This window comes from Serratia sp. 22264 (assembly GCF_052045345.1).
GTDB classification, from domain to species: Bacteria; Pseudomonadota; Gammaproteobacteria; order Enterobacterales; family Enterobacteriaceae; genus Serratia; species Serratia plymuthica.
In genome coordinates this window covers 778,964-800,680 of the sequence record NZ_JBQEOY010000001.1, presented here as the reverse complement: position 1 = coordinate 800,680, position 21,717 = coordinate 778,964, and the positions used below count along the sequence as shown (strand labels likewise).

The following is a 21,717-nucleotide window of genomic DNA, read 5'->3' as shown; positions in this document are numbered from 1 at the left end:
GCAGTTTGAATAATAAAAAACGGGAACCATCAGGTTCCCGTTATCATTTAACGCTTAAACACTCTTACATGTGCTTAACGATAGCGTCGCCAAACTCTGAACATTTCAGCAGTTTAGCGCCTTCCATCAGGCGTTCGAAGTCATAAGTCACGGTCTTGGCAGCGATTGCGCCTTCCATGCCTTTAACAATCAGGTCAGCCGCTTCGAACCAGCCCATGTGACGCAGCATCATTTCTGCGGACAGGATGATGGAACCTGGGTTCACTTTGTCCTGGCCGGCATACTTAGGTGCGGTGCCGTGGGTCGCTTCGAACAGCGCGCAATCGGAACCGATGTTGGCGCCAGGTGCGATACCGATACCGCCAACCTGTGCGGCCAGGGCGTCGGAGATGTAGTCACCGTTCAGGTTCATACAGGCGATTACGTCGTATTCCGCCGGGCGCAGCAGGATTTGCTGCAGGAAGGCGTCGGCGATCACGTCTTTAACCACGATCTCTTTACCGGTGTTCGGGTTCTTGATTTTCAGCCACGGGCCGCCGTCGATCAATTCGCCGCCGAACTCTTCGCGCGCCAGTTCGTAGCCCCAATCCTTGAAGGCACCTTCGGTGAACTTCATGATGTTGCCTTTGTGAACCAGGGTCACAGAGTCACGGTCGTTGGTGATGGCATATTCGATCGCCGCACGCACCAGACGTTTGGTCCCTTCTTCGGAACATGGCTTGACGCCGATACCGCATTGTTCCGGGAAGCGGATTTTCTTCACGCCCATTTCGTCGCGCAGGAACTTGATCACTTTGTCCGCTTCGGCAGAACCGGCTTTCCATTCGATACCCGCATAGATGTCTTCGGCGTTTTCGCGGAAGATCACCATGTCGGTCAGCTCTGGCTGTTTAACCGGGCTAGGGGTGCCCTGGTAGTAACGCACCGGACGCAGACACACGTACAGGTCCAGTTGCTGGCGCAGAGCCACGTTCAGGGAGCGAATACCGCCACCGACCGGGGTAGTCAGCGGGCCTTTGATGGCAACGCGGTAGTCACGGATCAGATCCAGGGTTTCTTCCGGCAGCCACACGTCTTTCCCGTAAACGTGAGTGGATTTTTCACCGGTGTAGATTTCCATCCAGGAGATTTTACGTTCGCCGTGGTAGGCCTTTTTCACAGCCGCATCAACCACGTGAATCATAGCAGGGGTAACGTCAACGCCAATGCCGTCGCCTTCGATGAACGGGATGATCGGGTTATTCGGAACAACCAGTTTACCCTGGGCATCGACCGTAATCTGTTTACCTTCTGCCGGAACAACTACTTTGCTTTCCATCAACCTCTCCTTCAAGCGCAATTTTTGTTAATGCTTTGTAAGATGCGTGTAGATACTACTCGAATATTCAGTCCGCGCCAATCCGAAACGGATTCGGTTATAATGCGCCTATCATCCGTAATCTCAACTGTTATGAAAAAATTCCCTGTTAAAAATCACAACGTTAAACGATTCAGCAAGCCGAACGCCGCCAAACCCGCTGTAGCACAGGGGCCGCGCCGCGTGGTGTTATTCAATAAACCCTTCGATGTGCTCCCCCAATTTACCGATGAAGCCGGCCGCGCCACGCTGAAAGAATACATTCCTTTTCCCGATGTATACGCCGCCGGGCGACTGGATCGCGACAGCGAAGGGTTATTGGTGCTGACCAATGACGGCAAGCTGCAAGCGCAGCTTACCCAGCCGGGCAAACGCACCGGCAAAGTGTATTACGCCCAGGTGGAAGGCGCGCCGCAGGAAGCCGATCTGGCGCCGCTGCGCAGCGGCGTTACGCTCAAAGATGGCCCCACTCTGCCGGCCGGCGTGGAGTTGGTGAGCGAGCCGGAATGGCTGTGGCCGCGCAACCCACCGATCCGCGAACGCAAGGCGATCCCCACCGCCTGGCTGAAAATCACCCTGTTCGAGGGCCGAAATCGCCAGGTACGTCGCATGACGGCGCATATCGGGTTCCCTACCCTGCGCCTGATTCGCTACAGTATGGGCGAGCTTTCCCTAGATGCATTACAACCTGGCGAATGGAAAACCCTTGATTCGCTGTAGCCGGCAAACAAAGCGGCCGAGTGAAAAACCAAGAGTATGCCGGCACTTCAACCAGCCGCTGTAAGGGGCCGTTATGTTTAAACCGCACGTCACCGTTGCCTGCGTGGTTCACGCCGCCGGGAAATTTCTGATCGTCGAAGAAACCATCAACAACAAAGCGTTATGGAATCAGCCGGCCGGCCACCTGGAAGCCGATGAAACCCTGGTGCAAGCCGCCGAACGCGAACTGTGGGAAGAAACCGGCATCCGCGCCACGCCGCAGTCGTTCCTCAAGCTGCACCAGTGGATCGCCCCGGACAACACGCCGTTTTTGCGCTTTTGTTTTGTCATTGAGCTGGAGCACCCCCTGCCCACCGAGCCGCAAGACAGCAATATCGACCGCTGCCTGTGGCTGAGCGCCGAAGAGATTTTGCAGGCGCCCAACCTGCGTTCCGGGCTGGTTGCGGAAAGCCTCCGTTGTTACCAGCAGCCGGAGCGCTACCCGCTCTCCTTGGTCGGCAGCTATGATTGGCCGTTCTGAGATGAATAAGTGCCGTGCGCCGGCGCGGCCAACGTGGTAAAATCCTGCGCTTGTTTTTTATCGCACGGTTCGTGTTCAAGTTCGTGAGACTCCCATGTCAGACAACAGCCAGAAAAAAGTAATCGTCGGTATGTCCGGCGGCGTCGACTCTTCCGTTACTGCCTATCTGTTACAGCAACAGGGCTATCAGGTCGCTGGGCTGTTTATGAAGAACTGGGAAGAGGACGATGACGAAGAATATTGTTCCGCAGCGACCGATTTGGCCGATGCGCAAGCGGTATGCGACAAACTCGGTATCGAGCTGCATACGGTGAACTTCGCGGCAGAGTACTGGGACAACGTTTTTGAGCTGTTCCTCGAAGAGTACAAGGCCGGTCGCACGCCGAACCCGGACATCCTGTGCAATAAAGAAATCAAATTCAAAGCCTTCCTGGAATTCGCCGCAGAAGATCTGGGGGCTGACTTTATCGCCACCGGGCACTACGTGCGCCGCCAGGACGTGGACGGCAAAAGCCGCCTGCTGCGCGGCGTCGACGGCAACAAAGACCAGAGCTACTTCCTGTATACCCTGAGCCACGAGCAGGTCGCGCAAAGTCTGTTCCCGGTCGGTGAACTGGAAAAACCGGAGGTGCGCCGCATCGCCGAGCAGTTGGAACTGGTTACCGCCAAGAAAAAAGACTCTACCGGCATCTGCTTTATCGGCGAGCGCAAATTCCGTGATTTCCTCGGTCGCTACCTGCCGGCGCAGCCAGGCCCTATCGTCAACGTCGATGGCCAGACCGTCGGCGAGCACCAGGGGCTGATGTATCACACCCTCGGCCAGCGCAAAGGGCTGGGCATCGGCGGCATGAAAGACAGCAGTGAAGATCCGTGGTACGTGGTAGACAAAGACGTCGCCAACAACGTGCTGGTGGTCGCTCAGGGGCATGATCATCCGCGCCTGATGTCTACCGGCCTGATCGCGCAACAATTGCATTGGGTCGATCGCCTGCCGCTGAGCGGGCCATTGCGCTGTACGGTGAAAACCCGTTATCGCCAGCAGGATATCCCGTGCACCGTTACGCCACTGGATGACCAGCGTATCGAAGTACGTTTCGACGAGCCGGTCGCCGCCGTCACCCCAGGCCAGTCAGCCGTGTTTTATCAGGACGAAATCTGCCTCGGTGGCGGCATTATCGAACAGCGTTTACAGGAGTAACCGTGGCGAAGAATTATTATGACATTACGCTGGCGATGGCTGGAATCAGCCAGTCAGCGCGTCTGGTCCAGCAACTGGCCCACGAGGGGATATGCGATAAAGAAGCCTTGCATGTCTCGTTGAGCAGCCTGCTGCAAATGGACCCGCCTTCCACGCTGGCAGTGTTCGGCGGCGAAGAGCGCAACCTGAAAATGGGCCTCGAGACGCTGATGGGCGTGCTCAATGCCAATAATAAGGGTCCTGGCGCCGAACTGACCCGCTACACCATCAGCCTGATGGTGTTGGAGCGCAAGCTCAACGCCAACAAGCAGGCGATGAACCAGCTTGGCGAACGCCTCGGCCAGCTGGAGCGCCAGTTGGCGCATTATGATTTGGAATCAGACACCATTATCAGCGCGCTGGCCGGCATTTATGTCGACGTGGTCAGCCCGCTCGGGCCGCGCATCCAGGTGATAGGTTCACCGGCAATCCTGCAGAACACGCAGGTGCAGGCCAAGGTTCGCGCCACACTGCTGGCCGGCATCCGTGCCGCCGTGCTGTGGCAACAGGTTGGCGGCAGCCGCCTGCAATTAATGTTTTCTCGTAATCGTCTGTTCAAACAGGCGCAAAATATCGTTGCTCATTGTTAATCGATCCCAGGAGTTGCTACCGATGGAATTATCCTCACTGACCGCCGTTTCACCCGTTGATGGACGCTACGGTGATAAAGTCAGCGCACTGCGCACCATTTTCAGCGAATACGGTCTGCTGAAATTCCGCGTGCAGGTTGAAGTACGTTGGCTGCAAAAACTGGCCGCCTGCGCAGAAATCAAGGAAGTTCCCGCTTTTGACGCCGACGCAAACGCTTTCCTCGACAAGATCGTCGCAGAATTCAGCGAAGAAGACGCGCAGCGCATCAAAACTATCGAACGCACCACCAACCACGACGTGAAAGCGGTTGAGTATTTCCTGAAGGAAAAAGTGGAAGCCGTCCCTGCCCTGCAGGCGGTCTCCGAGTTTATCCACTTTGCCTGCACCTCAGAAGATATCAACAACCTGTCCCACGCGCTGATGCTGCAAACCGCACGTCAGGACGTGGTGCTGCCGTACTGGCGCAAAATCATCGATTCGATCAAGGGCCTGGCGCTGGAATATCGCGATATTCCTTTGCTGTCCCGCACCCACGGCCAGCCGGCGACCCCGTCGACCGTAGGTAAAGAATTCGCCAACGTGGCCTACCGGATGGAACGCCAGTTCCGTCAGCTGGAACGCGTTGAGATTATGGGTAAAATCAACGGTGCGGTCGGCAACTACAACGCCCACATCGTCGCTTACCCGGAAGTGGACTGGCATCAGTTCAGCGAAACCTTCGTCACCTCGCTGGGCATCACCTGGAACCCATACACCACTCAGATCGAGCCGCACGACTACATCGCCGAGCTGTTCGACTGCGTGGCGCGCTTCAACACCATCCTGATCGACTTCGACCGCGATATCTGGGGTTACATCGCCCTGAATCACTTCAAGCAGAAGACCATCGCCGGTGAAATCGGTTCTTCCACCATGCCGCACAAGGTCAACCCGATCGACTTCGAAAACTCCGAAGGCAACCTGGGCTTGTCCAACGCGGTGCTGAGCCATCTGGCCAGCAAACTGCCGGTTTCCCGCTGGCAGCGCGACCTGACCGACTCCACCGTGCTGCGTAATCTGGGCGTGGGCCTGGGCTATGCGCTGATCGCCTATCAGGCGACCATGAAAGGCATCAGCAAGCTGGAAGTGAACCAGGCGCACCTGCTGGACGAGCTGGATCACAACTGGGAAGTGCTGGCCGAGCCGATCCAGACCGTAATGCGCCGTTACGGCATCGAAAAGCCGTACGAGAAGCTGAAAGAGCTGACCCGTGGCAAGCGCGTGGATGCCGCCGGCATGCAGGCGTTCATCGACGGTCTGGCGCTGCCGGAAGAAGAGAAAACCCGCCTGAAAGCCATGACCCCGGCTAACTACATTGGCCGCGCCGCCACTATGGTTGACGAGCTGAAATAATCGGTCTGGTCAGAAAGCAAAAAGGCGGCCAAATGGCCGCCTTTCGTATTTTAGAGCCTCAGCGCATAAATGCCTGCAGGCGCTGTTTCTGCTGCCCCTGCGCGTTGAAGTTGCCGGGGTTTAACCACTGCTCGAAGGCGGCTTTAATGGCAGGCCAGCGATCCGAGGTGATGGCGAACCAGTCGGTATCGCGGCTGCGGCCCTTGGTGATCACCGCATACCTGAACCGGCCCTCGTAATTGAAGCCGAACCTTGCCGCCGCCTGTCTGGACGGCGCGTTGTGGCTGTCGCACTTCCATTCACAGCGGCGATAACCCAAATCATCGAACAGGTGCCGCAGCATAAGATAGATGGCCTCCGTTGCGCTGGAGCGTTGCTTCATCGCCGGCGACCAACTGACGTGGCCAATCTCCAGCACGCCGTTGCCTTCATCGATGCGCATATAAGCTACGGTGCCGACCGGTGCCTGGCTTGCGCTATCGAACACCGTCAGGTTCACCAACGCGGGGTTGGCCTGAAGCTGGGTCAGGTGTTGCAACATCGCCGCCGGGCTGTCCGGCCGTTCGGCGGGTAAATAGGTCCAGTCCCGGCCATCGGGGGCCAGTTGGAATGCGCTGAACAGGGCTGCGTGATCCCGCTGCGGATCAAGCGACTTCATGAAACAAAATCGCCCGTCCAGCGGCTCTCCGGCAGGCCGTTGCGGTGCCCGCCAATCGGTTAATGGCTCGCCTACCGGCTGCCCGAATTGATTGAACGCCATAAGCCCCTCGCAGTCGGTAATTAACGGGTATAGATGATAAACGAGCTTCTTCTGCCTATTTTGTCGTACAGCGAACGCGCCGGGGCGTTATATTCCTGCGTCATCCAGTAAACCCGATCGCTGCCCCTTTCATTGGCAAGCTGATAAGCCTGCTCAAATAACTTCTCGGACACCTTCTTGCCGCGCGCCACCGGGGAAACATAGAGATCTTCAATGTAGCAATAGCCGGCGGAGCTCCAGGTTGAAGGGTGGAAAATCAGGTTCATCAACCCCAAAAGATTGCCGTTTGCGTCTTCCGCCACCAGCCCATAAACCTGCTGATCCGAGCATAAGCGTTCAAACGTGTGCTCGGTAACCTGTGCGGCTATTTCCGCACGATAAAAATGAAGATATCCCTGCCACAGATCCAACCACTGCGATTTATCGCCGTTTTGTATTTTGCGTACCACAACGCCATTGTTTACTGGGTGCATAGTGCCTCTCTGGTTTTAAGATATTATTTCCACAGGAGAAATAACCTAATGCCAACAGGGTACACCGGCGATCGCAGGCTGAATACAGACCAATTCACAACAGTGAGCAGACCAATTTTTGACGGCATAAACGCCATTAACCGGCCTGCGGCAGCGCGCTGAAAATGGCGGATAATTTTTTGATGAATTTTACGATTTCATCCGGCGTGTAGGCCGAGAAGCCAAATACCAGCGCCCCTTCCCGAGGCTGGCCGGTGTAAAAATCCGCCAGCCCATAGACCTTCATTCCCTGCGCGGCGGCGGCCTGAATCAAACGCCGCTCGGTAGCCGCATCCGCCAGCGAGCATACCAATTGCAACCCACCCTGCGGCAGCGGCGGCCGGGTCCAGGCAGCAAGATACTGATGGACAGCCGCATGCAGAATATCGAGCCTGGCCTTATACAGCTTGCGCATATTCCTTAAGTGCTCGGCATAAAAATCACCATTTAAAAAGCGGAACAGGGTCATTTGCGGCAACGCGGAGGTATAACCATCCTGGAATTGTTTGGCAGCCACCATAGGCTTGATTAACTGTGGCGGAACGATGATAAAACCGATGCGCAGCCCCGGGAACAGGGTTTTGCTGAAGGTGCCGATATACAGCGTGCGTTGGTATTTATCCAGCCCCTGCAGCGAAGCCCTGGTCAACCCGTCATAATTGAATTCGGAATCGTAATCATCTTCAATAATCCAGGCCTTGTGCCGCTGCGCCCATTCCAGCAATTTTAATCTTCTGTCGATGCTGAGCGAATGCCCCAGCGGATAATGATGAGATGGCGTGACATACACGCCACGCCCACGATGGCGCGCATCAATTAATGCGTCAATATCCATTCCGTCATGATCGACCGCGACAGGCTGGGCGATGATCCCCGCAGACTGCACCAGCTTTTTCGCCCCCTGATAACCCGGCTCTTCGACAAAGACCCTGTCGCCAGGATTGAACAACACCTGGGTACACAGCGACAGCGCCTGTTGGGAACTGGTCACCACGATCACCTGCTCCACACTGGCCTTAACGCCCCTTTCCCGCCGCAGATACTCAATGATTTCTCCCCTCAGCTCCACCACGCCCTGGGGATCGGCATAGCCCAACAGACGTTCGCCGTACTGCCGAACCGCCAGCCTTTCCAGTTGCAACCAGCTATCTATCGGGAACAGCCGCAGGTCAGGCAGTGACGGCGTGAGCGAACTGGCGCGGCTGGTATGCGGCGCATGGGCGGCCACCAGCAACGAGCGGCCATGCGCGCTCAGTTCCCGCTCCGTCAGCAGCGCGCTTTCGGCGTCATCCGCCGCCAACAACTCGCGGCCAATCAGGGTGCTTCGCTGATAACTGACAAAGCTGCCGCGCCCCACCGCGCGGGCAATGTAGCCTTCGGCTTCCAGTTGGGCGTAGGTCACCTCGACGGTATCGCGAGAAACGCCCAACCGTGCAGCCAGCACCCGGCTGGGAGGAAGTTTCGCCAGATATGGCAGATCCCCCGCCGTCACCTGCTGTTTGATGGCCAGATGCAGCGCCGCTTTGCGCGTCATGCCCTGTTGCAAATGCCGGGCAAAACTTGCCTGTAAGGCATCCGGGGAAGTGGGTGGGCTGCTGTGTTTCATGGTGCTCCGGTCAGAGGGAGGGCCGTTTACGCCCTACTTTACCTTATTTCAGTCCCTTCGCGGTCATGCCAGGGCATTGACCTGAACCCGCCAGATTGCGAATACGGCGTTTTTAAACGACTTTTTTCTTCCCCAATCCTTTCCCCCGCACGGCCCCTCCTTCAGCTCGGTATCTCATGCATTGACGTACGCAAAACGCCCGTTGGTTCCGGGCTTTAGCCCAATCCTTCAACACCCGACGGTTTAAGTTTGGTTTAACTTTGCTCCGCCATTGTTTATCCGGCGTTTATTAGCCGTTGCCGATAATGACGGCGAACATAAAATCGATAGCGCTTATTTCCCGCCAACGCTCTGCGTCTCTTGCGGTAACAGCGGGTTCTACCTACCATAGCGTCAAGATTAACGATCAGATGGGTAAGTAGCCGCGCTATCCCTCACGCGCTGAAGAGCGTGTTACTTTTATAGCGGGGTGACAGGATGTTCACCCGCATAGTCACAGGAGTCCGCCATGCGAGTATTGGTTGTTGAAGATAACGGTTTGCTGCGCCACCACCTTTCCGTGCAGATGCGTGAAATGGGTCATCAGGTGGATGCTGCAGAAGATGCCAAGGAAGCCGACTATTTCCTGCAAGAACATGCGCCGGACATCGCAATTGTCGATCTGGGCCTGCCGGGCGAAGATGGCCTGAGCCTGATCCGCCGCTGGCGCGCTCACCAGATGAAGCTGCCCATTTTGGTGCTGACCGCGCGCGAAAGCTGGCAGGACAAAGTGGCGGTGCTGGAAGCCGGTGCCGACGACTATGTCACCAAGCCGTTTCACCTGGAAGAAGTGATTGCCCGCATGCAGGCGTTGATGCGCCGCAACAGCGGCCTGGCTTCCCAGGTGATCGTCTTGCCGCCGTTCCAGATCGACCTGTCGCGCCGCGAGCTGAGCGTCGGGGAACAGCAAATCAAACTGACCGCGTTTGAATACACCATCATCGAAACCTTGATCCGTAACGCCGGCAAAGTAGTCAGTAAAGATTCTCTGATGCTGCAACTCTATCCGGATGCGGAACTGCGCGAGAGCCACACCATCGACGTGCTGATGGGCCGCCTGCGCAAAAAACTGCAGGCTGAATATCCACAGGAAGTGATCACCACGGTTCGTGGCCAGGGCTATCGTTTTGATGCGAAGTGAACATGATGTTCAACAAAAATAAAAAACCTTTTTCACTCCGTGCACGCTTTTTGATGGCGACCGCCGGGGTGATCCTGGCGCTGTCGCTGTCCTACGGCATGGTCGCGGTAGTCGGTTATATCGTCAGCTTCGACAAGACCGCCTTCCGCCTGCTGCGGGGTGAAAGCAACCTGTTCTTCAGCCTGGCGCAATGGAAAGACAACAAGCTCACTATCGCCATTCCACCCGACCTCGATCTCAACTTCCCTACCCTGGTGTTTATTTACGACGACAAGGGCAATCTGCTGTGGAGCCAACGCCAGTTGCCGGAGCTGGAAAAGCGCATCAACAAAGAGTGGCTGGAAAAATCCGACTTCTACGAAATCGATACCGATACCCGCATCAGTAGCGAAGTGCTGGGCAACAACCCCAAAGCCCAGGATCAGCTGAAAAACTATGACGACAACGACCAAAACGCACTGACCCACTCAGTGGCGGTCAACACCTACGCGGCAACTTCGCGGCTGCCCGCGCTGACCATAGTGGTGGTCGACACCATTCCGCAGGAGCTGCAGCGTTCGGACGTGGTCTGGGAATGGTTCAGCTATGTGCTGCTGGCCAACCTGCTGCTGGTGGTACCGCTGTTGTGGTTGGCGGCTTACTGGAGCCTGCGACCGATCAAGGCGCTGGTGAATCAAGTGGGCGAGCTGGAGAACGGTGAACGCGAGCAGCTCGACGAAAATCCCCCCAGCGAACTGCGCGGGCTGGTGCGTAATCTGAATATTTTGCTGCGCAATGAGCGCCAGCGTTACACCAAATACCGCACCACGCTGTCCGACCTGACCCACAGCCTGAAAACGCCGCTGGCGGTGCTGCAAACCACGCTGCGTTCGCTGCGCACCGGCAAGCAGACCACCATCGAAGAGGTCGAACCGATCATGCTGGACCAAATCAGCCGCATCTCGCAGCAGATTGGTTACTACCTGCATCGCGCCAGCATCAGTTCGGGGCAAACGGTACTGACCCGTGAGATCCACTCCGTGCCCGCGCTGTTGGACAGCCTCACCGTGGCGCTCAACAAGGTGTATCAGCGTAAAGGCGTGGTGATCACGCTGGATATTTCGCCGGAAGTGACCTTCATGGGCGAAAAGAACGACTTTATGGAAGTGATGGGCAACGTGTTGGAAAACGCCTGCAAATACTGCCTGGAGTTCGTTGAAATCACCTCACTCCACTCCGATAAAAACCTCACCATCGTGATCGACGACGACGGGCCGGGCATTCCGGAAAGCAAACGCGAGTTGATCTTCCAACGTGGTCAGCGCGTAGACACCCTGCGCCCCGGCCAGGGGTTGGGGTTATCCGTTGCGGCGGAGATTATCGAGCAGTATGACGGCACCATCACCATCAGCGACAGCCCGCTTGGTGGTGCGCGCATGCAGGTCACCTTCGCCCGTCAACACGATTCCCATCATCACGAATAAATTCTGTCGTTCCGGCCCCGATCCACGGGGCCAAACTTCCGTTATAATCGCACTCAGGCTCACTCCTTTCTGCTGGAATAGAACATGGATTATCAATTAGATCTCGACTGGAACGACTTTTTGCAACGTTACTGGCAAAAGCGTCCGGTAATTCTGAAGCGCGGCTTCAAAAACTTTATCGATCCAATCTCCCCGGATGAGCTGGCCGGGCTGGCGATGGAAAACGAAGTGGATAGCCGCCTGGTCAGCCACCAGGACGGCCGCTGGCAGGTTGCGCACGGTCCCTTCGAGAGCTTTGACCACCTGAGCGAGAATAACTGGTCGCTGCTGGTACAGGCGGTGGACCACTGGCATGAGCCTTCCAGCGCGCTGATGCGCCCTTTCCGCCAACTGCCGGACTGGCGAATGGACGACCTGATGATTTCGTTCTCGGTCCCGGGCGGCGGCGTTGGCCCGCACCTCGATCAGTACGACGTCTTTATCATTCAGGGCACCGGCCGTCGCCGCTGGCGCGTAGGCGAGAAGGTGCCGATGAAGCAGCACTGCCCGCATCCGGATCTGCTGCAGGTTGAGCCTTTCGACGCCATTATCGACGAAGAAATGGAGCCGGGCGACATTCTGTATATCCCGCCGGGCTTCCCGCATGAAGGCTACGCGCTGGAAAATGCGCTGAATTACTCGGTGGGCTTCCGCGCACCGAACGGCCGCGAGTTGATCAGCGGCTTTGCCGATTACGTGCTGGCGCGCGAGCTGGGCAGCCAACGTTACAGCGATCCGGACATTCAGTTGCGCGACCAACCGGCGCAGATCTTGCCGCAGGAAGTCGACGCCCTGCGCCAGATGATGTTGGATCTGGTTCAGCAACCGGAACATTTCCAGCACTGGTTCGGTGAGTTTATTTCTCAGACTCGCCACGAGCTGGACGCAGCGCCGCCGGAACCGCCGTATCAGGCCGGAGAAATCTACGAGCTGCTGCAACAGGGTGAACCCTTGCAACGCCTGGGCGGCCTGCGCGTGCTGCGCGTTGGCGACCGGTGCTTTGTGAATGGCGAGCTGATTGATACCGAACATCTGCAAGCCGCCGACGCGCTGTGCCAGCATTTCAGCGTTAATGCCGCCATGCTGGGCGATGCCATCGACGATCCGTCGTTCCTGGCCACCCTCACCGCGCTGATCAACAGCGGTTACTGGTACTTCAACGACTAAACCCGATAACTGTCGGATAGAGCCACCCGCTTCGGCAGGTGGCTTTTTTTTCATCATGCCCCCGGTACCGAACTGCACCAAGAGAAAACATTCAATAATTATCAAAACATTAATAGAGTAAGGCCTATGCCGACGCTTGCCTGAACTCGAGCGAATAAAATAGAGAGGAACGGCATTTCCTACGACTCAACCCTCGTTCCTTTCTTGGCTTCGTCCAGTATCCATTGAGCAAACGCTTGTATCGGCTCACTGCTTAATCCGATCGACTCAGGGAGAACGAGACAGAAGGTTTTGGCGATTGTTTTCCCCTCAGGCCACGGCGCGACCAGCCTTCCGCATGCAAGTTCGGTATCAACGTAAAGGCGCGGCACCAACGCAACACCGAGACCGGCCAATGCCGCTTCGATCAACATGGCATGAAGATCGTAGCGTGCCCCCATCGCAGGATGAGTCAGAGGGATCCCCGTCTCCTGAGAGTAGCGTTGCCAGGCCTCAGGGTTCTGCCGGCGGTGCAGGCGCGGCAGGTTATCCAGTACGCTTGTCCCTTCGCCTCCCGTCAGAATGTCAGGATGACAAACCGGCACCAGCACCTCATCCAACAGGGGGTAAGTCCGCATTCCCGTCCAGGCCGGGTGCTCGAAATGGATTGCAGCATCGAACCCGCTCCCGGTCAGGACAAAGGGTTCCATGCGTTCGGAGAGATGTACAGTGATGTTCGGATGCTTCTGCCGAAAGTGTGACAAGCGAGGAATGAGCCATCGCATCGCGAAAGTCGGGATGATGGCAATGTCCAGGCTTGCGCCATCGCTCGGCTGTCCTGTCAGGTACTGGCTGTCCCGATCCAGACGGTCAAGCAACTCACGGATTTGGGTCGCATAGCGTGCCCCGTTCGGCAGGAGCCGGACGCGATTGCCGATTCGCTCGAACAGCGTGACGCCAAGGAAGGCTTCCAGGCGACCAATCTGACGGCTGATAGCGCCTTCGGTTAGAGACAGTTCGTTCGCCGCGCGCGCGAAGCTGCCATGACGAGCAGCAGCCTCGAATGCCACCAATGAAGTGTTGCTAGGGATCTTCCGGCGCATAAGCGTTCCTGATTGGGGCCCCAGCGGCTGGCCCATCTTGATTTTTTGTCACTGAAGCATACCGAAAAATCGATTTGTTCGCTGCCTTTAGCGCTCTACCATGACTTAACGTCAACAAGGTATCCCGTCGAGAGTGACCTAATGATTTATACAGTCGAATGCGGCTTTGCCGATCCCGCCAGTGAGGCAGAGTGGAATGATTTTTATAGTCTGGAAAAACTGCCCGCGCTCATTTCGGTGAGCGGGTTCCATACTTCGCAACGTTTCAAGGCGTTGAGCGCCGGTTGCCCTGTCTACCTCGCCATGCATTCGATCGACAGTCTCGATGTGCTCCAGGGAGATGAGTATCGTCAGAAAGGCGGTGGCAATTTCGCGCGCTGGCAGCAGCACATCACCGACTGGCACCGCAATCTTTATGCTGGCCTTGATCGTGCTCCGGCCATCGGTGAACACGAACATCTGGTGACGAGTGCAGTCGGCCCGGAACCGCTCATCGAAATGGGCCTCACGCCTTATCGGATGCAGGCTGTCGCCCTGGAGAAAGTCCCTGAAGTTCGGTGGCTGGCGAAGCTGGGCTGCGCCATTGACCTGAGCCTGGAAGCGCTTCCGAAGGGCGCGCACCTCTATGTGCCAATGGCAGGTCAACTGACAAAAAACAGTATCAGTGAGGAATACGGTGATGAATGACATGGTATTTCCAACCCGGCAGGTTGGGGCATTTTCGATCACGGCCATCAGTGACGGATACCTTTCCACGGGTCTCGATTCGCTCTCCAATATCGATCCAATGGATGCCTCAACGTTGCAGCAAAACGCGGGGGTGAAGGATCCCTCTTCTATTCATATCAATTGTTATTTGGTTCGTGGCCCTGGCCGTACGATCTTGATTGATGCCGGTGCAGGGGGATTTAAGCAATGGGGCGGCAAACTGAAAGCGAATCTTGCACTGGCCGGCGTACGCCCCTGCGACATTGACACTATCCTTCTGACTCATGCGCATCCCGATCATATCGGGGGGCTGGTGGAATCGTCAGGGGAAGCCGCCTTTCCCGATGCAGAGTTAGTGGTCCACCAGCATGAGGTTTCTTTCTGGGAGGACGACGGCAATCTCAGCCGGGCAAGCGAGCGCGCTCGCGGAAATTTTCTGTTTGCGCGCAAGGTGTTCGATAAGTATCGGCAGAGGATCCGCAGGTTTACGGATAATGAGGTTCTCCCTGGCATCAGTGCGCTCCCCCTTCCGGGGCATACCGCCGGGCATTCCGGTTATCGCCTCGAATCCGATAGCAGCAGCCTGTTAATTTGGGGAGATATCGTTCATTTCCCCCATATCCAGATTACTCGCCCCGACGTATCCATTGCGTTTGACCAGGATCCGCGGGTTTCCGCCGAGACACGATCAAAACTGTTGGATATCGTCAGCTCGGACAAAACGCTTATCGCCGGCATGCACCTGGGGGAACTCGGTTTTGCACGTATCGAGCGGGCAGGCAAGAGCTACAAAATAGCTTACGAGTCTTGAGAGTCATCCCTTGCTCTGCCCGCATGCGAACGGGCGCGGGCCATTTTTATACCGGCAACGCCCGCGCCCGGTAGCCGTCCAGCTCGTTTTCCGGCATGCCGACCTGTTTCGCTGCCGCGCAAATCTGCCGCCAGGTGTTGTCGTCTATCGGGATCCCCCGCAGCAACCGCGCCTCACGGTTAGCGTCTTCCCATTCGCCCGGTACCTCAATCGGCTTGCCGTCGCTTGGCGGCGAAGCCTTGACCCAGTCGATAAAGGCCTCGGCCTCGGTCTGCATCTCGGGCGCTTCAAAGGCTTCCGGGTTGAGAATGATGGTGGTCATGCAGTTGAAAATGGCGCTGCTGTCGGATTTCAGCGTGGCGTTATGGGTAGTGCGACCGCCGGAGAGCGCGCCACCGAGAATTTCGCACAGGGCAGCCAACGCATAGCCTTTATGGGCACCGAACGGCAGCAGCGATCCGAAAGGTTGTTCGTGCATCACGCTGGGTTCCGTGGTCGGCCGGCCTTGTTGATCAATCAGGTAGCCCGGCGCCACGCTCAGGCCTTTGTTGTAGGCCACGCGCGTTTTGCCGTAGGCGATGCCGCTGGTGGCGAAGTCCAGCAGTAGCGGTTTTTTACCCTCACGCGGGAAAATCACGCAAAACGGGTTGGTGCCGAAGCGGCGATCGCTGCCGCCGAACGGCGCTACCATCGGGTCGCCCACGACATTGACGAAATGAATGGAGATAAAACCGGCGCGCGCGCACTGCTCGGCCCAGTGGCCGATGCGGCCGATATGGTGAGAGTTATGCAAAGCCACCGCCGCCAACCCCAACTGCCGGGCGCGTTCGATCCCCTTGTCCATCGCTTCACTGGCTACCACCTGGCCGAATCCCTGGCCGCCGTCAATCGTCAGCACCGCGCCGACATCACGCACCACCTGGGCATGAACGTTAAGCTGCAACTGCCCTTCCGCCAACGATGCCATATAGCTTGGGATCATGCCGACGCCATGCGAATCATGCCCGGCCAGATTGGCCTGCACCAAATGCTCCGCCACCAGCGCGGCCTCCCGATCCGTGCTGCCGGCGTGGCGCCAAATGGCCTGTACAAATTGTTCAAGGCTTTGGCTGTCGATACGGTGTTCGGTGTTCATAATGCAGATCCTTGCGCTGAAAAGATGTTCACAAACACTAGGAGCAAATCGTTGTTGCGGCAAGCCATTATGACAACGGCAATCAACGCTCTCTGGCGCGCTCGGCCGTCAGCGCCGCGATACGCATGATGACCGCTACCGCCTGCTCCATGCCCTCCAGCGAGATGAACTCGTGCTTGCCGTGAAAGTTATAGCCGCCGGTAAACAGATTCGGGCATGGCAGGCCGCGAAACGACAGTTGCGCCCCGTCGGTACCGCCGCGAATCGGCTTCATTACCGGTTCGATATCGCAATCACGCATCGCCTGCTGCGCCAGCGCGATCACATGCGGATGCTCAGCCACGTGCTCGCGCATGTTGTAATAACTGTCTTCGATCGCCACTTCGATGTAGCAATCGCGCGGCAGGCCTTTGCCCACCTGGCGCGCCACTTCAATCATTAGGCGTTTGCGCGCTTCAAAACCTTCGCGCTCGAAATCACGCAGGATATAGTGCATTTCGGCACGTTCAACGCTCCCCTTGATGCTGCTGAGGTGGTAGAACCCCTGGTAGCCGGCGGTGGTTTCCGGGGTTTCATCCGCCGGTAACGCCTGCTGAATGCGGGTCGCCAGCGACAACGCGTTAACCATCACGCCTTTGGCGCTGCCGGGATGAACGTTGTTGCCGACAATTTTAATGGTCACCGAGGCCGCATTGAAATTTTCGCATTCCAGCTCACCGACGCCGCCACCGTCGACGGTATAAGCCCACTCGGCGTTGAACTCTTCTACGTCGAACAGTTGCGCCCCTTTGCCCACTTCTTCGTCCGGGGTAAAGGCCACGCGAATATCGCCGTGCGGAATGTTGCCCTGTTGCAAACGCACCATGGCGGTCAGGATTTCGGCAATGCCCGCTTTGTCATCGGCGCCGAGCAACGTTTTGCCCTCCGCGGTGATCAGCGTCTGCCCCAGCATTTGGTGCAGGATCGGGAACATCACCGGCGACAGCACTTCATCGCCGATGCCCAGGGCGATATCGCCACCGCGGTAATTTTCGACAATCTGCGGATTAACGTGCTTGCCGGTAAAGTCCGGTGAAGTATCCAGATGAGAAATAAATCCAATGGCCGGCACCGGCCAGGCAACGTTGCCTGGCAAGGTCCCCATCACGCAGCCGTGCTCGCTGAGCGACACCCGTTCAAACCCCAGTTCAATCATTTCCTGTTGCAACGCACGCGCCAGCTTCAGTTGCCCGTCGGTACTCGGCACATGTTTGACGTTCGCTTTAGATTGCGTGTCGAAAGAGACGTAGTTAAAAAAGCGATCAAGTAGTTTATTCATGGCATCCGTCCTCAGAATATCGCATTTCATTATGCGGAACCGATCCGGATCAAATATTGAGACAGGTCATTTTTAACCAGAATTAACGGAAATCATTAATTCCCGAGATGTGTGCAATCTCACCGGCTATCTCCAGCCTGGAGGCCGCGGGCGCACTGATGTGATCCCCTTCACGCCTGGTACCTGTTGTCAGCCGCTGACCACAGGTACCTTTTTCGGGCAACCGATTGCAACGCCAAATCATTCCACCTATAACTAATTCAAGGCAAAGATTACCGCGTTCTTATGCTTTTATTTTCGCCACACCGGGGAGCTTTATCAGCAACGTCGTTATCCACTAAAAAATAAAAAAGGAACTGCCATGAAAGGTATTATTGATAATATCTTAAGCAAGCTGCAGACTTTCTCAAAAGCCATGATGGGGCCGATATTTTTTCTGCCGGTGATTGGCTTGATCCTGGCATTAAGTTCTATTCTTACCAACGCCACACTGGTGAATGAAAACTCCGGCGTATTTCATATTGGCAAAATGATCGGGGATACCTTTTGGCCGTTGTTTGGCAACCTCGGGCTCATTTTTTGTATTGGCATCACCTACGGGCTGGCAAAGGATAAAAAAAGCGAAGCGGCGCTGGTTGCCGTGATGTGCTTTATTATGTTCCTCGGTGCCAACTCCTCCTATTTACAGTTGAGCGGCCACGTCGCGCAGAAAATTAACGGGGAATATTACGGCACCGGGCAAACCGAGCTGCTGGGCTTTACCGTGGTGGATATGGGCATTTTCCTCGGTTTGATCCTCGGCATCACCATCGCCTGGGTGCACAACAAACTGTGCAACGTGGAGTTGAACGGCGTGTTCTCGGTCTACGGCGGTTCCAAACTGGTGCTGATCGCCATGACGCCGGTGATTATGCTCTACGCCGTCGGCTTCAGCTACCTGTGGCCGGCCATTTCGCACGGCCTGGTCGCCCTGACCAGCTTTATGAAAAGCTCCGGTTCGCTCGGCGTGTTCGTCTACGGTTTCTTCGAGAAATTCCTGATCCCCACCGGGCTGCATCACTTTATCTGGTCGCCGTTTCAGCTCACCAGCATCGGGGGGTCGATAGTTCAGGACGGCCACACGGTGTCCGGTTCACAGGCGATTTTCCTCGCCTATATGCGCGACCCCGGCATCTCTCCGCTGATGAACGAAGCGTTGCGCTTTTCGCAACAGGGCATGGTGACCATCTTCGGCCTGTCCGGCGCGGCGCTGGCCTTCTACCGCACCGCCCGGCCCGAGAAGAAAATGCTGGCCAAAGCCATACTGATTCCGGCCATCACCACCTCAATTCTGGTGGGCATTACCGAACCGATAGAGTTCACCTTCCTGTTCATTTCACCGCTGCTGTGGGTGATCCACGCGGTGCTGACCGCGCTGTCGCAGGTGGCGTGCAATCTGTTCGAAGTACGCCCCTGGGGCGCCAGCGGCCTGATCGAGTTTTTGGTGTATAACCTGCCGCTGCCGGTCGCTCTCACGCGCTGGCCGCTGTATGTGGTGATTGGTCTGGTGCAGTTCGCCGTGTATTACCTGGTATTCAAAACCCTGGTGTTGAAACTCAACTTAAAAACCCCGGGGCGTGAGGATGACGATGAGGTCAAACTCTATTCAAAACAGGACTACCAAAATAGCAAAAACCAGCCGAACGAATTAAGCGGCATTATTATTCGCGCCCTCGGCGGCAAGAGCAATATTATTTCCGTCGATAACTGTTTTACCCGGTTGCGGGTTGAGTTAAAGGATATGCAGCTTATTGACGAACCCGCATTAAAAAGCACCGGCGCCAAAGGCGTGGTGAAAAATCGCAATGAAGTCCAGGTGATCTATGGCGTCACCGTCGGCAAGGTAAAGAATCAGGTCGAAAAATATTTAGCGGCATTATAACGTTTATTCCTAGGGAGACTTGTCATGAAATTAACCGTTCTGGGCGGCGGCGGCGTACGTTCGCCGTTCCTGGCCAAATCCATCGCCTATAACGCGCACCGCATCGGCGTGACCGAAGTGGTATTTATGGATACCGACCGGCAAAAACTCGCCGTTTACGGCGCTATCGCACAGGGGGTGTTCGAACGCATCCGCAGCGACATCGCCTTCAGCCTGAGCAACGATGCCCGCCAGGCGCTGAGCGGCGCCGATTACATCATCACCACGTTGCGCATCGGTGGCGAAGAAGGCCGCATTCATGACGAGCGCATCGCGCTCAACCATCAGGTATTGGGGCAGGAAACCACCGGCGCGGGCGGTTTCGCCATGGCTATGCGTTCCATTCCGGCCATCATCGATTACTGCCGCCTGATCGAACAGGTGGCATCGCCGGACGCGGTACTGTTCAACTTCACCAACCCTTCGGGCATGGTGACCGAGGCGATCATCAAATCCGGCTTCAAGCGCAAGGTGTACGGCATTTGCGACGCGCCCAGCGAGTTTATCCGTGAACTGGCGGAGCTGCTGGGTTGCCGCGAGGCCGATTTGAGCGTCGACTGTTTCGGGCTGAACCACCTGTCGTGGTTTCGCAACGTACGGGTCAACGGCCAGGACGTCACCGGGCAATTGCTGGCCGATCCGCGTCTTTACCGCGATACCTGCATGAAATACTTCTCGCCGGAGTTGGTGGCGCTGTCGGACAACCTGATGCTCAACGAGTACCTGTATTACTACTACTACCGCGAACAGGCGATCGCCGCCATCGTCGGTGCCGGCGAAACCCGTGGCGAACAGATTGCGCAGATTAACCGGCAAATGCTGGCGGATCTTGCCGAACTGAACATCCCCGACCAATTGGATCAGGCCTTCAGCCTGTATTTCAGCCACTATCTGACGCGTGAAAACTCTTATATGCAGCGCGAATCGAGCCAGGGCAAAGTGAAAGAGCGGGAGATGCTGACGCTGCAACAGTTTATCGAACAGCCAGACAGCGGCGGTTACGCCGGGGTGGCGATAGACATTCTGGAAGCGGTGAATAACGGTCAGCAAAAACGCGTGGTGGTGTCGATGCAAAACAATGACACGCTCGATTTCCTGCACCCGGAGGATGTGATCGAAATCAGCTGCGAACTGAGCAACGCGGGCATTCATCCGGTGAAAATGCGCGATATCCCCGATACCCAGAAGAACCTGATCGCGCAGGTCAAAGAGTATGAACGCCTGGCGGTCGCGGCCATCCTGGAGGGCAATCGCCAGAAGGCCATCAAGGCGCTGATGGTGCACCCGCTGGTGAATTCTTATTCGCTGGCGAAAACCCTGGTCGAGGAATATCTTCAGGCCCATCACCAATATGCCGAGCACTGGCGTTAAGCGACGCGGCGCATGCCTTCAGGGGATGCGCCGTTCAAACCAGGCCTTGACCAGGTTCTCAAACCCCAGCAGACAATGGCCGAAAAACGGATTGGGGTAGTAAATATCGTGGTCGTATTTCTGCCGGTCTTCATAAAGAAAGGTCATGTCTGCCTGCCGCGCCAGCGGGCTGTCGCCGTCGCCGCAAAACGCCGCCAGCCGGATGTTGTTGCGCTTCACCGCCTCACTCCAGCTCAGCGCCGAATTGCTGTTGCCCGACTTTGAAATCACAATCACCATGTCAAAACGGAAACGCATCTTCTGATCGAGGATCTCGAAATCCGGCCACAGCGACAGATAGCTATCGATGCCCAACGTCATAAATTTGTTGTACATGTACTGTGCCACCAGTTGCGAGAAGCCGCTGCCGTGGATCAGGATCTTGCCGCTGTCGAGCATATCGAGAAACTGCGCCTGCTGCTTTTCATCGGCCGGGGCGACCTGTTGCGGTTCCCCCTGCAACGCCGGTGCCATCACCAGGTTGAACTTGATGAAATACACCAGTTCCAGATAACCGCGAAAACCGAGTTTCTTTGCCAGCCGCACCAGCGTTGAAGGCGAACTGTGGCAGCGGACGGAAACCGCCCGGATGCCGTCATCGATGCAAGCATCCGGGTTGTCGAAAATAGCGTTGAGGATGGTGAGATCCGTTTTGCTCAGATCCGCCTGGCTGAATACCTGTTTGAAATTCACCGCGCCCCCTGCCCATGAAGTAAAAATAGCGGCCGCTCGGCAGGCAAGACCAGAGC

20 protein-coding genes are annotated in these 21,717 nt (G+C 56.6%); 12 read left to right on the top strand and 8 right to left on the bottom strand.

Going from position 1 to position 21,717, the window contains the following annotated elements; translation table 11 throughout:
• Positions 1-64 precede the first annotated feature (64 nt).
• On the bottom strand, positions 65-1,318 hold the full coding sequence (gene icd, locus ACTJJ1_RS03915) for an NADP-dependent isocitrate dehydrogenase (RefSeq protein WP_004943319.1): 1,254 nt from the start codon (positions 1,316-1,318) through the stop codon (positions 65-67).
• Between the two features lie 132 nt (positions 1,319-1,450).
• Between icd and rluE the strand changes: the two genes are divergently transcribed.
• The 5 genes from rluE to purB all read left to right on the top strand — a co-directional run bounded on the left by rluE (position 1,451) and on the right by purB (position 5,817).
• Positions 1,451-2,077 (top strand): 23S rRNA pseudouridine(2457) synthase RluE, encoded by a 627-nt coding sequence (rluE, locus tag ACTJJ1_RS03910; protein ID WP_440832453.1) that lies wholly within the window; start codon positions 1,451-1,453, stop codon positions 2,075-2,077.
• Between the two features lie 73 nt (positions 2,078-2,150).
• Positions 2,151-2,597 carry an NUDIX hydrolase gene (locus ACTJJ1_RS03905; RefSeq protein WP_440832451.1) on the top strand — a complete coding sequence of 149 codons (447 nt, stop codon included), beginning with the start codon at positions 2,151-2,153 and terminating at the stop codon, positions 2,595-2,597.
• A gap of 94 nt (positions 2,598-2,691) precedes the next feature.
• Entirely contained in the window at positions 2,692-3,795 is a 1,104-nt protein-coding gene (gene mnmA / locus ACTJJ1_RS03900; RefSeq protein ID WP_004943312.1) for a tRNA 2-thiouridine(34) synthase MnmA, read from the top strand.
• Positions 3,796-3,797: 2 nt separating this feature from the next.
• Positions 3,798-4,424: a high frequency lysogenization protein HflD gene (gene hflD / locus ACTJJ1_RS03895; RefSeq protein WP_004943308.1), complete on the top strand. Its 627-nt coding sequence runs from the start codon at positions 3,798-3,800 to the stop codon at positions 4,422-4,424.
• A gap of 22 nt (positions 4,425-4,446) precedes the next feature.
• Positions 4,447-5,817: an adenylosuccinate lyase gene (gene purB / locus ACTJJ1_RS03890; protein ID WP_004943305.1), complete on the top strand. Its 1,371-nt coding sequence runs from the start codon at positions 4,447-4,449 to the stop codon at positions 5,815-5,817.
• Between the two features lie 58 nt (positions 5,818-5,875).
• Here the strand turns inward: purB and ACTJJ1_RS03885 are convergent, their stop codons facing one another.
• The 3 genes from ACTJJ1_RS03885 to pdxR all read right to left on the bottom strand — a co-directional run bounded on the left by ACTJJ1_RS03885 (position 5,876) and on the right by pdxR (position 8,695).
• Positions 5,876-6,577, bottom strand: coding sequence for a GNAT family N-acetyltransferase (locus ACTJJ1_RS03885; RefSeq protein WP_122288612.1), 702 nt, complete (start codon positions 6,575-6,577; stop codon positions 5,876-5,878).
• A gap of 20 nt (positions 6,578-6,597) precedes the next feature.
• Positions 6,598-7,050 (bottom strand): GNAT family N-acetyltransferase, encoded by a 453-nt coding sequence (locus tag ACTJJ1_RS03880; protein ID WP_006324829.1) that lies wholly within the window; start codon positions 7,048-7,050, stop codon positions 6,598-6,600.
• A gap of 136 nt (positions 7,051-7,186) precedes the next feature.
• Entirely contained in the window at positions 7,187-8,695 is a 1,509-nt protein-coding gene (gene pdxR / locus ACTJJ1_RS03875) for a MocR-like pyridoxine biosynthesis transcription factor PdxR (protein WP_440832447.1), read from the bottom strand.
• 508 nt (positions 8,696-9,203) lie between these two features.
• Between pdxR and phoP the strand changes: the two genes are divergently transcribed.
• The 3 genes from phoP (at position 9,204) to ACTJJ1_RS03860 (ending at position 12,544) form a co-directional block, all read left to right on the top strand.
• A complete protein-coding gene (gene phoP, locus ACTJJ1_RS03870; RefSeq protein WP_004943295.1) occupies positions 9,204-9,875 on the top strand; it encodes a two-component system response regulator PhoP in 672 nt (223 codons plus the stop codon).
• Positions 9,876-9,880: 5 nt separating this feature from the next.
• Positions 9,881-11,338, top strand: a complete 1,458-nt coding sequence (phoQ, locus tag ACTJJ1_RS03865) for a two-component system sensor histidine kinase PhoQ (protein WP_006324826.1) — start codon at positions 9,881-9,883, stop codon at positions 11,336-11,338.
• An 84-nt stretch (positions 11,339-11,422) separates the two neighbouring features.
• Positions 11,423-12,544, top strand: a complete 1,122-nt coding sequence (locus ACTJJ1_RS03860) for a ribosomal protein uL16 3-hydroxylase (protein WP_122288614.1) — start codon at positions 11,423-11,425, stop codon at positions 12,542-12,544.
• A 179-nt stretch (positions 12,545-12,723) separates the two neighbouring features.
• Here the strand turns inward: ACTJJ1_RS03860 and ACTJJ1_RS03855 are convergent, their stop codons facing one another.
• Positions 12,724-13,626 carry a LysR substrate-binding domain-containing protein gene (locus tag ACTJJ1_RS03855; RefSeq protein ID WP_004943285.1) on the bottom strand — a complete coding sequence of 301 codons (903 nt, stop codon included), beginning with the start codon at positions 13,624-13,626 and terminating at the stop codon, positions 12,724-12,726.
• 141 nt (positions 13,627-13,767) lie between these two features.
• On the opposite strand from ACTJJ1_RS03855, the gene ACTJJ1_RS03850 reads away from it, so the two are divergent.
• The gene (locus ACTJJ1_RS03850; RefSeq protein WP_440832444.1) at positions 13,768-14,313 is read left to right on the top strand and encodes a sugar ABC transporter; all 546 of its coding nucleotides are present in this window, start codon (positions 13,768-13,770) and stop codon (positions 14,311-14,313) included.
• Positions 14,306-15,145, top strand: coding sequence for an MBL fold metallo-hydrolase (locus tag ACTJJ1_RS03845; protein WP_440832442.1), 840 nt, complete (start codon positions 14,306-14,308; stop codon positions 15,143-15,145). Before ACTJJ1_RS03850 ends, ACTJJ1_RS03845 begins: the two co-directional genes overlap by 8 nt.
• Positions 15,146-15,191: 46 nt before the next feature.
• Here ACTJJ1_RS03845 and ACTJJ1_RS03840 read toward each other — a convergent pair whose 3' ends face one another.
• Together ACTJJ1_RS03840 and pepT are read right to left on the bottom strand one after the other, a co-directional pair.
• Positions 15,192-16,280 carry a malate/lactate/ureidoglycolate dehydrogenase gene (locus ACTJJ1_RS03840; protein WP_440832440.1) on the bottom strand — a complete coding sequence of 363 codons (1,089 nt, stop codon included), beginning with the start codon at positions 16,278-16,280 and terminating at the stop codon, positions 15,192-15,194.
• An 82-nt stretch (positions 16,281-16,362) separates the two neighbouring features.
• Positions 16,363-17,598 carry a peptidase T gene (gene pepT, locus ACTJJ1_RS03835; protein WP_440832438.1) on the bottom strand — a complete coding sequence of 412 codons (1,236 nt, stop codon included), beginning with the start codon at positions 17,596-17,598 and terminating at the stop codon, positions 16,363-16,365.
• A 361-nt stretch (positions 17,599-17,959) separates the two neighbouring features.
• On the opposite strand from pepT, the gene ACTJJ1_RS03830 reads away from it, so the two are divergent.
• Both ACTJJ1_RS03830 and ACTJJ1_RS03825 read left to right on the top strand, forming a co-directional pair.
• Entirely contained in the window at positions 17,960-19,519 is a 1,560-nt protein-coding gene (locus tag ACTJJ1_RS03830; protein ID WP_440832436.1) for a PTS transporter subunit EIIC, read from the top strand.
• A 24-nt stretch (positions 19,520-19,543) separates the two neighbouring features.
• Positions 19,544-20,929, top strand: coding sequence for a family 4 glycosyl hydrolase (locus ACTJJ1_RS03825; protein ID WP_440832434.1), 1,386 nt, complete (start codon positions 19,544-19,546; stop codon positions 20,927-20,929).
• An 18-nt stretch (positions 20,930-20,947) separates the two neighbouring features.
• Here ACTJJ1_RS03825 and ACTJJ1_RS03820 read toward each other — a convergent pair whose 3' ends face one another.
• Complete coding sequence (locus tag ACTJJ1_RS03820; protein WP_004943264.1) at positions 20,948-21,661, bottom strand: MurR/RpiR family transcriptional regulator; 714 nt, start codon at positions 21,659-21,661, stop codon at positions 20,948-20,950.
• Positions 21,662-21,717: the final 56 nt, after the last annotated feature.

Coding starts and splice junctions, on each gene's coding strand:
- rluE (WP_440832453.1), top strand. CDS start 1,451: ATGAAAAAATTCCCTGTTAAAAATCACAACGTTAAACGATTCAGCAAG.
- phoQ (WP_006324826.1), top strand. CDS start 9,881: ATGTTCAACAAAAATAAAAAACCTTTTTCACTCCGTGCACGCTTTTTG.
- icd (WP_004943319.1), bottom strand. CDS start 1,318: ATGGAAAGCAAAGTAGTTGTTCCGGCAGAAGGTAAACAGATTACGGTC.
- mnmA (WP_004943312.1), top strand. CDS start 2,692: ATGTCAGACAACAGCCAGAAAAAAGTAATCGTCGGTATGTCCGGCGGC.
- ACTJJ1_RS03885 (WP_122288612.1), bottom strand. CDS start 6,577: ATGGCGTTCAATCAATTCGGGCAGCCGGTAGGCGAGCCATTAACCGAT.
- purB (WP_004943305.1), top strand. CDS start 4,447: ATGGAATTATCCTCACTGACCGCCGTTTCACCCGTTGATGGACGCTAC.
- ACTJJ1_RS03845 (WP_440832442.1), top strand. CDS start 14,306: ATGAATGACATGGTATTTCCAACCCGGCAGGTTGGGGCATTTTCGATC.
- ACTJJ1_RS03880 (WP_006324829.1), bottom strand. CDS start 7,050: ATGCACCCAGTAAACAATGGCGTTGTGGTACGCAAAATACAAAACGGC.
- ACTJJ1_RS03860 (WP_122288614.1), top strand. CDS start 11,423: ATGGATTATCAATTAGATCTCGACTGGAACGACTTTTTGCAACGTTAC.
- pdxR (WP_440832447.1), bottom strand. CDS start 8,695: ATGAAACACAGCAGCCCACCCACTTCCCCGGATGCCTTACAGGCAAGT.
- ACTJJ1_RS03855 (WP_004943285.1), bottom strand. CDS start 13,626: ATGCGCCGGAAGATCCCTAGCAACACTTCATTGGTGGCATTCGAGGCT.
- ACTJJ1_RS03840 (WP_440832440.1), bottom strand. CDS start 16,280: ATGAACACCGAACACCGTATCGACAGCCAAAGCCTTGAACAATTTGTA.
- ACTJJ1_RS03825 (WP_440832434.1), top strand. CDS start 19,544: ATGAAATTAACCGTTCTGGGCGGCGGCGGCGTACGTTCGCCGTTCCTG.
- ACTJJ1_RS03830 (WP_440832436.1), top strand. CDS start 17,960: ATGAAAGGTATTATTGATAATATCTTAAGCAAGCTGCAGACTTTCTCA.
- pepT (WP_440832438.1), bottom strand. CDS start 17,598: ATGAATAAACTACTTGATCGCTTTTTTAACTACGTCTCTTTCGACACG.
- ACTJJ1_RS03850 (WP_440832444.1), top strand. CDS start 13,768: ATGATTTATACAGTCGAATGCGGCTTTGCCGATCCCGCCAGTGAGGCA.
- ACTJJ1_RS03905 (WP_440832451.1), top strand. CDS start 2,151: ATGTTTAAACCGCACGTCACCGTTGCCTGCGTGGTTCACGCCGCCGGG.
- phoP (WP_004943295.1), top strand. CDS start 9,204: ATGCGAGTATTGGTTGTTGAAGATAACGGTTTGCTGCGCCACCACCTT.